The following is a 14,937-nucleotide window of genomic DNA, read 5'->3' as shown; positions in this document are numbered from 1 at the left end:
TCCATGTTGGAGACTTCGGCACGACTGCTTCGCCTGCTCTCCCTGCTGCAGGCCCACCGGGAGTGGTCCGGCGCGGGCCTCGCCGAGCGGCTCGGCGTGACCCCGCGCACCGTCCGCCGCGACGTGGACCGGCTGCGCGAACTCGGCTACCCCGTCAACGCCAGCCCCGGCACCGGCGGCGGCTACCAGCTCGGCGCGGGGGCCGAGCTGCCGCCGCTGCTCCTCGACGACGACGAGGCGGTCGCGGTCGCCGTCGGCCTGCGCACCGCCGCCGGACAGGGCATCGAGGGCATCGGCGAGACCTCCGTGCGCGCGCTCGGCAAGCTGGAACAGGTCCTGCCGAGCCGGCTGCGCCACCGGGTGGGCGCGCTGAACGCCTTCACCGTGCCGATGCTGCGCACTCCGCGGGCGCAGGGCGTCGACCCGGCCGTGCTCACCGAACTCGCGGGGGTCTGCCGCGACGCGGAGCGGCTCCGCTTCGAGTACCGCGACCACGCGGGGAGCGCCACGCGCAGGACCGTCGAACCGCACCGCCTGGTCTGCACCGAACGCCGCTGGTACCTCGTGGCCTGGGACCTGGACCGCGAGGACTGGCGCACCTTCCGCGTGGACCGTGTCGAACCCAGGCCGCCGCACGGCCCCCGCTTCACACCGCGCCCCCCGCCGGCCGACGACCTCGCCGCGTACGTCGCCAAGGGCGTCTCCCGGGGCGCGTACGCGGAGCAGGCCGTGGTCCGCCTCCTCGTGCCGCGGGCCGAGGCGGCGCAGCGGCTCACCCCGTCCGACGGCATGCTTGAGGCCGAGACGGACGAGAGCTGCCTGCTGCGCACGGGCGCGTCGAGCCTGGACGTGATGGTCTTCCACGTCCTGTTCCTGGGCATCGAGTTCGAGGTGGTGGAGCCCGTGGAGCTGATCGAGCGGATCAGGACGGCCCGGGACCACCTGAGCCGGGCCCTGGACCGGGGTGTCGCGTCCGCGGGCCCTCCGGCGCCCGGCCGCGGTCCTGGCGCGTGACCGCGGGCATGTTCAGCCGCGGGAACGCGACGTCGGGGGAGCCGATCTGGAGCGGCATGATCTCGTCGGCGAAGCCCGCGGACGTCGGCGTCGCGAAGAGCAGCGGCATGATCGTGCCGTGCGGGGTGAAGGCCTGGTCGGACTCCTCGTCGGTCATGAGCTGGAGGCCGGGCCCGGCCGGTTCGGCCCGCGTCATCAGCGCCATGAGGCCGGCGGCGAGGAAGAAGACGAACGACGTGTCAGGTAGAGGTGACCGATCTTCTGGTGGGCGGTGGGGGGCAGCCGGCCACGGCCACCCGGCCGGCGCGCGCCCGCCGTGCCGGCGACTCGACGGCCCGCACCGTCCCGGTCCCCATCGCTCGCCCCTTCGCCGTCGCGTCCCGGGCCTGCCCGAAGCTCAGGCCATGACGCGCGCGTCGGACCCGCCTCCGACAGAGGCGTACGGGCCGCTTCCGGACGGCCGGGGCAGGGTCGCCCCCGGGCGGAATGGTGAATTCCTCCATGGCGTGTCAGCGCCCGTTCCGCGGGCCGGAATCGGAAAGGGGGAAGGGGCCGCAAAGGGCGTCGTCCGCTATTCGGGGCGCCGCTTTCGGGCGTTGTTCGAACCGTCTTCGCGCCTGCGTGAAGGCGTCGCCGAATTACGTCGGGACCCGAGCGGAACCGCCCGTACGTGTGAGGGAGTTCGACCGAAACGCACGTCGTGATCCTGTGACAGAAGCGTGACCAGAGAGGTATACGTGACGCTTGGTGCAGGGGCCCCGGCCTTCCCCGGCGCGGCCCCGGCACCTACCGTGGCGGCCATGGCACCTATTCCGACCCCGCCCGCAGAGCCGCAGGACAGCCCCGACCGCTACGTCGGGCTCGCGTCGCAGGACGCCGAGCGGGAGGCCCGCGCGTCCGGCTGGACCACCGTCAGGTCGCTGCCCCCGGGGGCGATCATCACCATGGAGTACCTCGTGGGGCGGCTCAACTTCGAGGTCCAGGAGGGCGTGGTGACGCGCTCCTGGAAGGGGTAGCCCCCGCCCCGCGGGCCCCGCGTCCGTACGGCCACCCGCGCCATGACGAAGGCCCCGGTTCCTCGACGGAACCGGGGCCTTCGCGGTGCGGGGGATGGGCTGTGCGTACCGCCCCCGCGGGCTTCGTGGGTCAGCCGCCGGCCATCGGGCGGGCCGAGGCGGCGCCGCGCGGAACGCGGTCGGCGTGCGGGTGCGGCGGGCGGCGGCTGCCCGCGGGGGTGACCGGGGTGCGCTCGGAGCGGGCCGTGTGCGGGCCCGGGGCGAGGTACGCCGGGGGCCTCGTGGTGGTGCGGGCGGCGCCGACCGGCTCGCGGGCGGGGGCCTCGCCGCCGGCGGAGGGGCGCTGCTGCACGATCGCGGGGACGCCCACCGGGGCGGGCACGGGCTCGGGCGCCGGTGCCGTGGTGCCCGCGCGGCGGTCGCGCCAGGCCTCGCGGACGCGGAAGATGACGGCCTCGACGCGGGTGATCAGCGGCTCGAACCAGGGCAGCGCGAGCAGGATGAGCAGCCCCGCGGCCCAGCCGAGGAAGACGTCGCTCAGCCAGTGCGTACCGAGGTAGACGGTGGTGAGGCCGACGCTCAGGGAGACCACGGCGGAGAGGGCCGACAGATAGCGGCGGGTGCGCGGGGTGGAGGCCAGATAGGCCAGGATTCCCCAGGTCACGACCGCGTTGGCGGTGTGGCCCGAAGGGAATATATCGCCGTCCTGCCACATCTCGTTCGAGCCGATGACGGTGGCGTAGTGCGGGCCGAGGCGGCCCATGCCGATCTTGGCGGCGCCGACCGTGACGTTGAGCAGGAGCAGGGCGGTGCCGAACATGAGCAGCGGTCGCAGCGTGTGCTGCCGCCAGGAGCGCCAGCCGAGCCAGGCCGCGACCATGACGGCGGTCGGGCCGCGCTGGCCGAGGACGACCCAGTAGTCGAGGAAGGCGTGGATCTCCGGCCACTGCTGGTAGGGCCGGAAGAACATGACCTGCCAGTCGAACCGGACCAGCCACGAGGTGACGAGCACGGCGACGACGATGGCCAGGTAGAAGGCCAGGGTCGCGCCGAAGAGCACGACCCTGTGCCGGCTCATCCTCGGCACATCGAGGTGGGCCGGTCGTTCCGGCTCACGGTCAAGCCGGGCGAAGACCCGGTCAAGACGGGTGAGGTTTCGTTCGGTACGCACCCAATCGACGTTACAGCGAGTGAGTCTGGCGCTAGGCCGAATCAGTGGCTTTGTGATGACGATGTGATGTGGGATTGCTCTCAGGAGCGGGGCTATTCCCTGGGATTCCTTAATGAATCCTCGCGCCCATGCTCAATTCGTAGATCATTTCCGATGCGATTTTATATCCCTTATGAATTCGTTCACCGGGGGCTGGTGTGGAATTTCCCGTACGGCCTCCGGCGAACGAGTGAAACGATCATGACCTGCTCACGGCGGGCCCGAGCCGTGCAGCCAGAACGCCCCGTAGACCGCGCTCGCCACCGCGACGCTGCCCAGGACCAGCGCCGACCTCGACGTCCGCAGCCCGGCGAGCGCCACGGCGAGCGGCAGGAGCAGCGGGAAGGCGGGCAGGAGCAGCCGCGGCTTCGAGCCGAAGTAGCCGGCGGCGCAGAGGGCCAGTGCGACGACGACGCCGGTGTAGAGGAGCAGCGGCAGCGGCTGCCTCTGCCGGACGCCGGTCACGTACAGCCAGATGACCAGGGCGACGCCGACGATCAGGCCGACGCCCGCCAGGGCTCCGGGGACGCCGGTGAACTTCTCCCCGATGAAGCGCGCGAAGGCGAAGCCGAAGTCGAAGCCGTTGCCCCAGCCCGCCTGCACGTCGAGGTAGCCGAGGAGCCCGCCGCCGGTGCGGTGGCCGACCCACAGCACGTACCCGGCCGCGCCGAGCGGGGCGAGGACCACGCCGAGGAGCACGCGCGGCGCGGCCCGCCGCTCGCGGCACACCTGGACGGCCGCGGTCACCCAGATCGCGGCGACCACCGCCGCGCCCACCGGCCGGGTCAGTCCCGCGAGGGAGGCGAAGGCGCCCGCCCACACCCAGCGCCCCCGGAGCAGCGCATACAGTGACCAGGCCGCCAGCGCCGTGAACAGCGACTCGCTGTACGCCATCGACTGCACGATGCCGACCGGCAGCACCGCCCACAGGGCGACGGCGCAGATCCCGGCCCGCCGCCCGTACACGTGGTCGGCGACCGCGAGGATCCCCGCGGCGGCGAAGAGCGAGGCGAGCCAGCTCACCGCGAGCCCGGCATCGGCGTACGAGAGCGGGCTCACCGCCGCGACGAGCCGCTCCAGCCAGGGCAGGAGCGGGAAGAACGCCAGGTTGGAGTGGACGCTTCCGTCCGGGAGGCGCACCTCCCAGCCGTAGCCGAACTCGGCGACGCGGGTGTACCAGAGCGAGTCCCAGCGGGCGCTCAGCAGCGTGTGCGGGCTCTTCCCGGCCGCCGCGCCCCAGACCGCGAGGACCGCGAGGCCGAGCGCGCGCACCCCCGCGTAGACGAGGAGGGCGGGCGCGGCGCGCCGCAGCGCGTGGCCCGCCGGGGACGGCGAGGGGGGATGATCAAGGTCGTTCACGGGCTCGATTATCGGCCGTCGGGGGCGTGCGGGGCCCGACCGGGGCCGCGGCCGGGAGGTGGCCGCGTGGTGCACGCCACACGGCATCCGCGCAACCATGAGAGGTCCGCCACGCGCACCGGAAACGGACTCGCGTACTCTGGCGGCTCACTCGCCTTGTCCGCGCCGCCGTTTCGTGCCGCAGGAGCAGGGATTTCCCATCCCGCAGGCCGCCGATGCGAGGGATCACCTGGGAGGTACGCACATGTCCGGGACGACCACGGCCGCAGCACCGCAGGGCCGTCGGGGATCCGGGGACCGTGCCGGGGTCAATCGCTGGGTCGTGCTCGTCGTCCTCTGCGTCAGTCTGCTGCTGGTCGCCGTCGACGCCACCGTGCTGCACGTCGCCGTGCCCGCGGTCACCGAGGACCTGCGGCCCGGCGGGATGGAGCTGCTCTGGATCGTCGACGTCTATCCGCTCGTCTGCGCCTCGCTCCTCATCCTCTTCGGCACGCTCGGCGACCGCGTCGGCCGCAGACGCGTGCTCCTGCTCGGCTACGCGCTCTTCGGTGTCGCCTCGGCCGTCGCGGCCCTCGCCGACAACGCGCAGGTCCTGATCGCGGCCCGGGCGCTGCTCGGCGTCGGCGGCGCGATGATCATGCCCGCGACGCTGTCGATACTGCGCCAGGTCTTCCCCGACCGGCGTGAGCGCGCCGTCGCCATCGGCGTCTGGAGCGCGGTCGCCGCCGTCGGCGCGGCCGTCGGACCGCTGCTCGGCGGGTTCCTCCTCGAACACTTCTGGTGGGGCTCGGTCTTCCTCATCAACATCCCGCTGATGCTGGTCAGCCTGCCCGTCGGCCGCTGGCTCCTGCCGGAGTCGAAGGGCGACGGCGACGGCCCGTGGGACGTGGCGGGCGCGCTGATGGCCGCGGGCGGGCTCTTCGGCGTCGTCTACGGGGTGAAGCGCCTCGGCGGCGGGGACTCGCCGCTCGGCGTGGCGACCCTGGCCGCGCTGGCCGCGGGCGTCGCCCTGCTCGTCGGGTTCGTGCGCAGACAGCGGCGGCGCGCACGCCCGCTGGTCGATCTGTCGATGTTCGCGCGGCCCGCGTTCAGCACCTCGGTCGGCTGCATCGTCCTCGCCATGCTCGCCCTGGTCGGCCTCGAACTGATCGCCGCGCAGTACCTCCAACTCGTCCTCGGCCTCTCCCCGCTGGAGACCGGCCTGCGGCTGCTGCCGCTCACCCTCGCCGCGATGGCCGCGGGCCTCGCCGGATCGAAGCTCCTGCACCGCTTCGGGCCGCGCGTCACGGTGTGCTCCGGCTTCTGCCTCACCGCGCTCGCCGTCCTCGTGCTCACCGGCATGGGCGGCACCGCCAACGACGTCCTGCTGCTCACCGGCTTCGTGCTGCTCGGCCTCGGCCTGGAGACCACGCTCTTCGGCGCCTACGAGTCGATGCTCAGCGAGGCGCCGCCGTCCCAGGCGGGCGGGGCCGCCGCGATCGGCGAGACCTCCTACCAGCTCGGCGCGGGCATCGGCATCGCCCTGCTCGGCAGCGTCATGAACGCGGCGTACGCGCCGGGGCTCTCCTCGGTGCCGGGCGTCCCCGCGGCGGACAGCGCCGCGGCGGGGCACTCGCTCGGCGAGGCGTACGAGGTCGCCGCGCGGCTCGGCGGCGCGCCCGGCGACGCGCTGCGCTCGGCCGCGCGGGAGGCCTTCGTGCACGGGCTGCACGTGACGCTGCTCGTCAGCGCGGGGCTGCTGCTGCTGGGGGCGCTCGCCGCGCTGCGCCTGCCGCGCGGCATGGACTGTTCGGGCGGTGGTTCCACCTCCGCCTCCACCGAGCCGGGGGTGCCTGCGCCTCGGGAGCCCTCCCGGGTCGGGGTCGACTCCTCCGTGCGGTGAGGCGTCCTGTGCCGGCCTCCGGGCCGGATGGTTTCCCGTCCGCCCGCCTTGACGGCCGCGGTGTGCCGCTCGGGCCCGGCGGCGGGAGGTGTGCGGCGTCCCGTCGCTCTGGACGTGCGGCACACTGCGTCGTAACGTCAGCGCGAGTCGTATAACTACCGATGCTAGTTTTGTGTCGCCGGAGGCCCGCATGTCCGCAAGCGCCCGCACCCCGCTGCCGCCCTTCGACCCCGCCGACCCGCTCGGCATCGACGACCTGCTGGACCCCGAGGACCTGGCGATCCGCGACACCGTCCGCTCCTGGGCGGCCGACCGGGTCCTGCCGCACATCGCCGACTGGTACGAGAAGGGCGAGCTGCCCGGCATCCGCGAGCTGGCCCGTGAGCTGGGCTCCATCGGGGCGCTCGGCATGTCCCTGGAGGGCTACGGCTGCGCGGGCGCGACCTCCGTCCAGTACGGCCTCGCCTGCCTGGAGCTGGAGGCCGCCGACTCCGGCATCCGCTCCCTGGTCTCCGTGCAGGGCTCCCTCGCGATGTACGCCATCCACCGCTTCGGCTCCGAGGAGCAGAAGCGGCGATGGCTGCCGGGGATGGCCGCGGGCGAGATCATCGGCTGCTTCGGCCTGACCGAGCCCGACCACGGCTCCGACCCGGCGTCCATGCGCACGCACGCGAAGAAGGACGGCGCCGACTGGGTGCTCACCGGGCGCAAGATGTGGATCACGAACGGGTCGGTGGCCGGGGTCGCCGTGGTGTGGGCGCAGACCGACGAGGGGATCAGGGGGTTCGTCGTGCCGGCCGGCAGCCCCGGCTTCTCGGCGCCCGAGATCAAGCACAAGTGGTCGCTGCGGGCCAGTGTCACCAGTGAGCTGGTGATGGACGAGGTGCGGCTGCCCGCCGACGCGGTCCTGCCGGAGGTCGTCGGCCTGAAGGGCCCGCTCAGCTGCCTCTCCCACGCGCGCTACGGCATCGTCTGGGGGGCGATGGGGGCGGCCCGCTCGTCCTTCGACGCGGCGGTGGAGTACGCGAAGACCCGCGAGCAGTTCGGCCGGCCCATCGGCGGCTTCCAGCTCACCCAGGCCAAGCTCGCCGACATGGCGGTCGAGCTGCACAAGGGCGTTCTGCTGGCGCACCACCTCGGACGCCGCCTCGACGCGGGCAGGCTCCGTCCCGAGCAGGTCAGCTTCGGCAAGCTCAACAACGTACGAGAGGCGATCGAGATCTGCCGGACGTCCAGGACGATCCTGGGCGCCAACGGGATCTCCCTGGAGTACCCCGTCATGCGGCACGCGACCAACCTCGAATCGGTGCTCACCTATGAGGGCACCGTCGAGATGCATCAACTCGTTCTGGGCAAGGCGCTCACCGGTCTTGACGCCTTCCGGTGATCCGTTCCGGGGCCGGACGGTTCCGGTGAGCGGCCTCGCCCACTAGCTCTGGTTGAAGAATCCGTCCGAGGGGCGACTCGACGCCTCGCCGTTGACGATGTGCGTGTCGGCGGGGGTCAGCAGGAAGACCCGCGTCGCCACGCGCTCGATCGAACCGCGCAGTCCGTAGGTGAGACCGGCCGCGAAATCGACCACACGCTTGGCGTCGGTGGGGTCCATGGACGTGAGGTTCATGATGACCGGGACGCCGTCCCGGAACATCTCACCGATGCCGCGGGCGTCCCGGAAGCTGTTCGGGGTCACCGTCCCGATGCGGCGCTCCTGCTCCTGGGCCTTCTCGCTCGCCACCCGCACGCGCGGGTCGGTCACCCAGGCCTCCGGCTGGTCGGGCCCCTCGGCCCGGTCGTCTTCATAGCCGTCGTCGTAGTAACGCTCGTCGTTGTTGTCGTCAACGAGGCCAAGCCAAGCACTCGCCTTGCGCACCGATCCCATGGACGCCTCCTCTCGCAGCGGTTTCCCTGCTTTCCGCGTTCCTATCGTCGTCCATGATGCGGATGCTGCGCCAAGTGGATAGTCGCCGCGCGGGGTTTTCGTGACGGTACTGGTGCAGAGTCAACACGCCGACGCACGTGGTACTTCAAGGGTCCCGCTGTGTACGGCTGCTGACAGTGAGTGAAATATGATTTCTCCCGGCGTACGGGTGACGGGGGGTGCGTCCGGGTGAACGCCTCCCTCGTTACGATGCCCCGAAATCATCGGATCATCAGTTCGGGCCGTTCGGGGGAGTCGTTTTGTTCGGAATCGTCAGGCCCTGCAGCCATCGTCTCGGAGGCGGGCTCAAGACGCAGTGGATGGCCCACCTCTGCGGGCTCTGCCTCGCGCTCCGCGCCGACCACGGGCAGTTCGCCCGGATCGTCACCAATTACGACGGCCTGATCATCTCCGTCCTGACGGAGGCTCAGGCCGAGCGCCGGGACGGCGGGCGGCGCACCGCGGGGCCCTGTCCGCTGCGCGGGATGCGGACGGCGTCCGTGGCGCGGGGCGAGGGCGCCCGGCTCGCCGCCGCCGTCTCGCTGGTGCTCGCCTCGGCGAAGGTGCGCGACCACGTCGTCGACGGGGACGGGATGCTCGCCCGCAGACCGGTGGCCGTCGCCGCCCGGCGCGTGGCCAGGGGCTGGGACGAGGCGGGCGCGCGGACCGGGGCCGACGTGGGGTTCGACACGGCCGTCCTGCTCGACGCCGTCGAACGGCAGGCCGGGATCGAGGCCTTGGCGGGCCCCGGCACCTCACTCCTCGCGGTGACCGAGCCGACCGAGACGGCCACCGCGGCGGCCTTCGCGCACACCGCCCTGCTCGCCGGGCGGCCCGGCAACGTGGAGCCGCTCGCCGAGGCGGGACGCCTCTTCGGCCGCCTCGCGCACCTGCTCGACGCCGTGGAGGACAGGGAGGCGGACGCCGCGTCGGGCGCGTGGAACCCGCTCACGGCGACCGGCACCTCCCTCACCGAGGCGCGGCGGCTCGCCGACGACGCGCTGCACGGCATCCGCCTCGCGCTGCGCGACGCCGAATTCGCCGACGGCAAGCTCGCGCACGTCCTCCTCGCCCATGAGCTGCGCCGCTCGGTCGACCGCGCCTTCGGCACGGAGTCCTGCGGCCACACCCACCAGGTGACGGCACATCAGCAGGGCGCCTTCGGCCCGCCGCGGCAGGGCGGCCCCTACGGGCCTCCGGCCGGGGGACCGTACGGGCAGCAGAATCCGTACGGGGGCGGCGGCCCGTACGAGGGCGGGAACCCGTACGGGGACGGGGGGAACCCGTACGGCGGTGACGTGCCCGGCGGTCCCGGCGGTCCCGGCGGCGGGGGCGGGCACGGCTTCGGGCCGCAGCCGCCCAAGCCGGGCAAGCGGGGCTTCTGGGCCGGGTGCGCCGTGGCCATCGGGCTCTGCTGCACCTGCAAGGTGTGCTGCGCCGACACCTACGAGGGCCCGTGGTCCCGCAAGAAGCGCGAGGGCTGCTGCAACAACTGCGGCGACTCCGGGTGCTGCGGCTGCTGCGAGTGCTGCAGCTGCTGCGACTGCGGTCTCTGACCCCGCGTCAGCCCCCGCGTCCACGGCACGTGCCGACCGGCCGAGTTTCCGGATGGTTCAATTCCGGACATTCCCGGGGTGCGGTGCGCGAGCGGTGACGCGGCCGTGGTGGGCGTCGGCGCCGAGGACGTGCCCGGGCCCGGCGGAAGGCCCCTGACCGGGGCGGTTCGGCCGGGCCCCGGCTGCGGGGCCGTTCGCCGCCGGTCGCGTGGCGCCCGGTGGACGCCGCCCCGCCGTCATCGGGCGCGGAGGGCTCGGGGCGGTGCGCGACGCCGGTCCCGACTCCGCCGCCCGCCGCGCCCTCGCCGGGACCGGCGCCACGCCCCGCGTGCCGCGTCGACCGGCGGCCGGGCGCCGCACCCCGTACGGCGAGGAGCGCCCCGCCATGGCCGGCGGCGCCGACGGTGGGGAGCGGGGTCCCGGGGCCGGCGGTGAGCCCGCCTTCCGGAGCGGGGGCGCCCGCCACACGCCGCAGGTGAGGGTGGTGGACGGCGGCTCGTCCCCGGCCGCCGTCGCTAACGCCGCCGACGGCCCGCCCGGTCACCGTTTCCGCTTCCCGCGGCTCGCCCCACCCCGACGCCGGCCGACGTGGCACCGGCGGTTCCGACGGGACGTCGCCGCCGCCGTCGACCCCGCGCCGGTCATGCCGTCCGGCCCCTCCCGCGGCCCCGGGGCGCCCTGGTCACGGAGAGCGCCGCGGGGCGCGGAACCCCGCGGAAGCGGCCCGTACGCCTGGCCCGCACCCCCCGGGGCGACGGCCGAAAGGCGCCCTTGTGCGGCCGGACACCGCCCACCAATACTCCCGAGCAGCGCTTGCCAGGAGCACGGCGTACGTGTGCACCCCGAGCCCCGCTCCTCGGCTGCGCCTCACGGGCCCTCAACCCACAAGGGCCCACTGACTTCCCTCGGGAGGAACAAACGTGAGGATCAAGCGCACCACCTCCGGCATAGCGAGACACACCCGTCTGCTCGCCATCGCCACCGGACTCGTCGCCGCGGGAGCGCTCGCCGTACCCGCGGCCAGCGCGCACGACGGCGCGGCCACCTTCAGCGCCTCACAGCTGGAGCAGGCGAGTGACGCGGTGCTCGACGCCGACGTCGCGGGCACCGCCTGGGGCGTGGACCCGAAGACCAAGCGGGTCGTGGTCACCGCCGACAGCACCGTCTCCAAGGCCGAGATCGCCGAGCTCAAGGCGGCCGCGGGGTCCAACGCGGACGCCCTGAAGATCGAGCGGGCCCCGGGCAAGTTCCAGAAGTACATCTCGGGCGGCGACGCCATCTACGCGAGCAGCTGGCGCTGTTCGCTCGGCTTCAACGTCCGCAACGGCAGCACCTACTACTTCCTGACCGCCGGCCACTGCACCGACGGCGCGGGCACCTGGTGGTCCAACTCGGCGAAGACCACCGTGCTGGGCACGACGTCCGGGTCCAGCTTCCCGACGAACGACTACGGCATCGTCAAGTACACCAACGACTCGGTGACCAAGTCCGGCACCGTGGGCAGCCAGGACATCACGAGCGCGGCCGACCCCACCGTCGGGCAGAGCGTCACCCGCCGCGGGTCCACCACCGGCACCCACAGCGGCCGGGTCACCGCGCTCAACCAGACCGTCAACTACGGCGGCGGCGACGTCGTCTACGGCATGATCAAGACCACGGTCTGCGCCGAGCCCGGTGACAGCGGCGGCCCGCTGTACTCGGGTTCGACGGCACTCGGTCTGACCTCCGGCGGCAGCGGCAACTGCTCCTCCGGCGGCACGACCTTCTTCCAGCCGGTCACCGAGGCGCTGCGCGCGTACAACGTCAGCGTCTACTGATCCGGCGGGGCCCGAAGGCCGCGCACCGCACGTGAGACATCGGCACGACCGAGCCCCCGCCCGGCTTTCCGGGCGGGGGCTCGCTCTCTCCCAGGGGGCGAGCTACCTCCGAGGGGGACGCCCAACACGCCCGATGCGGATTCCGGGGGGCGAGCAAGGACGTCTCCCTGCCCGAGGCGATGAAGCGCTCCATGGCCCGCCAGACCGAGGCCGACCGCGAGCGGCGGGCCCGCGTCATCAACGCCGACGCCGAGCCGCGGGCGTCCAAGAAGCTCGCCGAGGCCGCGCACGAGATGGCAAAGGAGCCCGCCGCGCCCCAACTGCAGTTGCTGCGTGCCGTGGTGGCCGTCGCCGCGGAGAAGAACTCCACCCTCGTCCTGCCCTTCCCCGTGGAGCCGCTCCGCTTCCTGGAGCGCGCCCAGCAGGCCCTGCCGCAGCCCCCGGATTCCGGTACGGGGCGTGCGGAAGCCGGAGAGACACGCCGCTCCGGAGGGGCGAGAACCGGACAGGACTAGTCCTCACAGGCTGGTACCGCTTCCCACCACGCGGTGTTCGCAACCGGAACCGACATGGTGCGATGGAAGCGCTCACCGGTACGGGGGCGCACGGCAGTTACAGCGTGCGCGTCCTGAAGTAGACCTTGTGTGCGACCGGAAAGCGTCGGGATAGTGGGCGTGGCCAAGTTGGCATGGACGCGGCTTTTCCAGCGTGGCGTTCCATGCCCGCGTCTGCCCTGCGGCCCGTCAGGCCCCCACGCCCGACGGGTCGTTCCCCCCACAGGAGGTCGTGAGTTTTGAAGCACCGACGCATACCCAAGCGGCGTGTAGCCGTGGCAGGCGCGGGCATCGCCGCGCTGGTCGCCGCGGGAGTCACCTTTCAGACCGCGAACGCGAGCGAGAGCACGGCGGACCCCACCCCGGACGTCCTCTCGGTCGCCAAGGCCGGAAAGCTGGCCTCGGCCCTCGGCAAGGACCTCGGCGCGGACGCCGCGGGCACGTACTACGACGCCAAGGCGAAGACCCTGGTCGTCAACGTGCTGAACGACAAGGCGGCGAAGGCCGTCGAGTCGGCGGGCGGCAAGGCCAGAATCGTCGAGAACTCCCTCGCCGAGCTGAAGAGCGCCCGTGCGACGCTCGACGACGAGGCGGCCGTCCCCGGCACCTCGTGGGTGACGGACCCGACGACCAACAAGGTGGTCGTCACGGCGGACCGCACGGTCAAGGGCGCCGAGCTCGACAAGGTCGGCGCGATCGTGGAGAAGCTCGGCGGCAAGGCCGAACTGAAGCGCAGCAAGGGCGAGTACAAGGCCTTCATCGCCGGCGGCGACGCGATCTGGGGGAGCGGCTCGCGCTGCTCGCTCGGCTTCAACGTGGTCAAGGGCGGGGAGCCGTACTTCCTGACGGCCGGTCACTGCGGCAACTCGGTGAAGAGCTGGTCCGACTCGCAGGGCGGCCAGGAGATCGGCGCCACGCAGGAGTCGAGCTTCCCGGGCAACGACTACGCCCTCGTGAAGTACACGGCTGACGTCCCGCACCCGAGCGAGGTGAACCTCTACGGCGGCACCCAGGCGATCAGCAAGGCCGGGGACGCCACGGTCGGTCAGAAGGTGACGCGCAGCGGCAGCACGACCCAGGTCCACGACGGTGAGGTCACCGCGCTCGACGCCACGGTGAACTACCAGGAGGGGCAGGTCGACGGTCTGATCCAGACCACGGTCTGCGCCGAGCCCGGTGACAGCGGCGGCGCGCTCTTCGCCGGTGACACCGCGCTGGGTCTCACCTCCGGCGGCAGCGGCGACTGCAGCAGCGGCGGCGAGACGTTCTTCCAGCCGGTGCCGGAGGCGCTCAGCGCCTACGGGGCGGAGATCGGCTGAGGCGTCTCTTCGCAGGAGTGACGCGGTGAAGGGGCGCCGGTCCGCTGTCGCGGGCCGGCGCTCCGCCGTGTGCGGCGCGGGTCAGGCGACGCTCTTGCCGTAGCCGGTGCCGCTGAGGTCGATCGAGCCGGACCGTGTGGTGCGGCGGGCGGACAGGGCGAGGGTGACGACGGCGCCCAGGAGCGCCCAGCCCGCGAGGACGAGCAGCGGCCAGGTGATCGCGTTGCCCTCGAAGTACGCGAGGGAGCGGGCGACCCAGGTGCCCGCGCCCGGCGGCAGCCAGGGCCCGATCGCCTTCCAGAAGGGCGGCAGCATCGGCAGCGGGAAGGCGCCGCCCGCGCTGGGGTTGCCCCCGATGACGATGAGCAGGACGGCCAGGCCGATGCCCATGATGCCGGTGAGCGCCTGGAGGGCGAGCGTGATCGCGCCCACCCCGAAGATCACCAGGGCGCCGAGACCCCACAGGCCGAGGACGCTGCCGGGCAGGGCGCCGAGGATCGGCCCGATGATGACCGCGCCGCCGAGTCCGCCGATGACCGAGTAGAGCGCCATGGTGCCGAGTCTGATCACCGCGCGCGGCACGTTGGCGGCCCGGGAGCCCGCGCTGATCGCCAGGATCGACGCGCACAGGTAACCGCCGACGCACCAGCCGACGACGAGGTAGAAGGACGAGAGCCCGTTGAAGTCCTGGCCCGACGCCGGGGCGACGTCGACGCTCTTCACGGTGCGTTTCTGGTCCGCGTCGACCTCGGTGACGAGCGTGGTCAGGGTCCTGGACAGGGCGGTGCCCGCGCCGGAGGCGACCAGGAGGGTGTCGGTGGCGCCGCGGGGGTCGACGACCAGGGCGCCGTCGATCTCCCGGCTCATGATCTTGTGCCGGGCCATGGCCTCGTCCTTGACCCGGCGCGGGTCGAGCGGCTCCCCGGGCAGCTCACGCAGTCGGCGCACGGTCTGCTCGGCCGCCTCGCCCGGCGCGACCACCCCGAAGGCCACGTCCTTGGGCCTCGGGTCGTGCAGCGCCCCCACGTAGGAGGCGATGAACAGGAGCTGCAGGGCGAGTACGCCGATGACGAGCAGGGCTGCTCGCGGGGTGACGGCGCTCTTGAACTCATCGGCGAACCTCATGGCCCCCACGCTCCGGTCCGGGAGGCGTCTTCGCAGGCGGGATGGGCCGAACGGACCACACGGGCGGCGCCGGGGGAGGGGTTTCGCACACGTGTCGTACACGCGTTCGAAACTTGGTCTATGGTGGAGGTGGGGGTTACGGGATCGGTTCAGTTCAGGGTTACAGG

General features: G+C 72.9%; 11 protein-coding genes and 2 pseudogenes. 8 read left to right on the top strand and 5 right to left on the bottom strand.

Annotated features, from left to right (window positions below; genetic code table 11):
• Nucleotides 1-3 precede the first annotated feature (3 nt).
• The gene (locus DCW30_RS21450; RefSeq protein ID WP_062772052.1) at nt 4-1,014 is read left to right on the top strand and encodes a helix-turn-helix transcriptional regulator; all 1,011 of its coding nucleotides are present in this window, start codon (nt 4-6) and stop codon (nt 1,012-1,014) included.
• A gap of 7 nt (nt 1,015-1,021) precedes the next feature.
• Here DCW30_RS21450 and DCW30_RS21445 read toward each other — a convergent pair.
• Nucleotides 1,022-1,370: pseudogene (locus tag DCW30_RS21445) on the bottom strand (cbb3-type cytochrome c oxidase subunit I); the annotation flags it as partial.
• Between the two features lie 444 nt (nt 1,371-1,814).
• Here DCW30_RS21445 and DCW30_RS21440 point away from each other — a divergent pair.
• A complete protein-coding gene (locus DCW30_RS21440; protein ID WP_062772279.1) occupies nt 1,815-2,030 on the top strand; it encodes an I78 family peptidase inhibitor in 216 nt (71 codons plus the stop codon).
• A 130-nt stretch (nt 2,031-2,160) separates the two neighbouring features.
• On the opposite strand, the gene DCW30_RS21435 is transcribed toward DCW30_RS21440, so the two are convergent.
• Nucleotides 2,161-3,201, bottom strand: coding sequence for a phosphatase PAP2 family protein (locus DCW30_RS21435; RefSeq protein WP_076686954.1), 1,041 nt, complete (start codon nt 3,199-3,201; stop codon nt 2,161-2,163).
• A gap of 249 nt (nt 3,202-3,450) precedes the next feature.
• Nucleotides 3,451-4,599 (bottom strand): glycosyltransferase family 39 protein, encoded by a 1,149-nt coding sequence (locus DCW30_RS21430; RefSeq protein ID WP_076686955.1) that lies wholly within the window; start codon nt 4,597-4,599, stop codon nt 3,451-3,453.
• Nucleotides 4,600-4,843: 244 nt separating this feature from the next.
• On the opposite strand from DCW30_RS21430, the gene DCW30_RS21425 reads away from it, so the two are divergent.
• Both DCW30_RS21425 and DCW30_RS21420 read left to right on the top strand, forming a co-directional pair.
• Entirely contained in the window at nt 4,844-6,481 is a 1,638-nt protein-coding gene (locus DCW30_RS21425; RefSeq protein ID WP_076686956.1) for an MFS transporter, read from the top strand.
• A 190-nt stretch (nt 6,482-6,671) separates the two neighbouring features.
• Nucleotides 6,672-7,868, top strand: a complete 1,197-nt coding sequence (locus tag DCW30_RS21420; RefSeq protein ID WP_076686957.1) for an acyl-CoA dehydrogenase family protein — start codon at nt 6,672-6,674, stop codon at nt 7,866-7,868.
• 42 nt (nt 7,869-7,910) lie between these two features.
• On the opposite strand, the gene DCW30_RS21415 is transcribed toward DCW30_RS21420, so the two are convergent.
• Entirely contained in the window at nt 7,911-8,360 is a 450-nt protein-coding gene (locus DCW30_RS21415) for a cell division protein SepF (RefSeq protein ID WP_062772071.1), read from the bottom strand.
• Nucleotides 8,361-8,659: 299 nt separating this feature from the next.
• On the opposite strand from DCW30_RS21415, the gene DCW30_RS21410 reads away from it, so the two are divergent.
• The 4 genes and pseudogenes from DCW30_RS21410 (at nt 8,660) to DCW30_RS21395 (ending at nt 13,645) form a co-directional block, all read left to right on the top strand.
• Nucleotides 8,660-9,955 carry a DUF5685 family protein gene (locus tag DCW30_RS21410; RefSeq protein ID WP_076686958.1) on the top strand — a complete coding sequence of 432 codons (1,296 nt, stop codon included), beginning with the start codon at nt 8,660-8,662 and terminating at the stop codon, nt 9,953-9,955.
• Between the two features lie 920 nt (nt 9,956-10,875).
• Nucleotides 10,876-11,772, top strand: a complete 897-nt coding sequence (locus DCW30_RS21405; protein WP_062772077.1) for a S1 family peptidase — start codon at nt 10,876-10,878, stop codon at nt 11,770-11,772.
• 155 nt (nt 11,773-11,927) lie between these two features.
• A pseudogene (locus tag DCW30_RS21400) lies at nt 11,928-12,287 on the top strand (SPFH domain-containing protein); the annotation flags it as partial.
• Between the two features lie 278 nt (nt 12,288-12,565).
• Nucleotides 12,566-13,645: a S1 family peptidase gene (locus tag DCW30_RS21395; RefSeq protein ID WP_076686959.1), complete on the top strand. Its 1,080-nt coding sequence runs from the start codon at nt 12,566-12,568 to the stop codon at nt 13,643-13,645.
• Nucleotides 13,646-13,726: 81 nt separating this feature from the next.
• On the opposite strand, the gene DCW30_RS21390 is transcribed toward DCW30_RS21395, so the two are convergent.
• Nucleotides 13,727-14,770, bottom strand: coding sequence for an ABC transporter permease (locus DCW30_RS21390; protein ID WP_076686960.1), 1,044 nt, complete (start codon nt 14,768-14,770; stop codon nt 13,727-13,729).
• Nucleotides 14,771-14,937 lie beyond the last annotated feature (167 nt).

It is taken from the genome of Streptomyces alfalfae (genome assembly GCF_004127445.1).
Lineage (GTDB): Bacteria > Actinomycetota > Actinomycetes > Streptomycetales > Streptomycetaceae > Streptomyces > Streptomyces alfalfae.
Note: the sequence above shows the minus strand (reverse complement) of the source record. Positions and strands in the feature narration are given on the sequence as shown.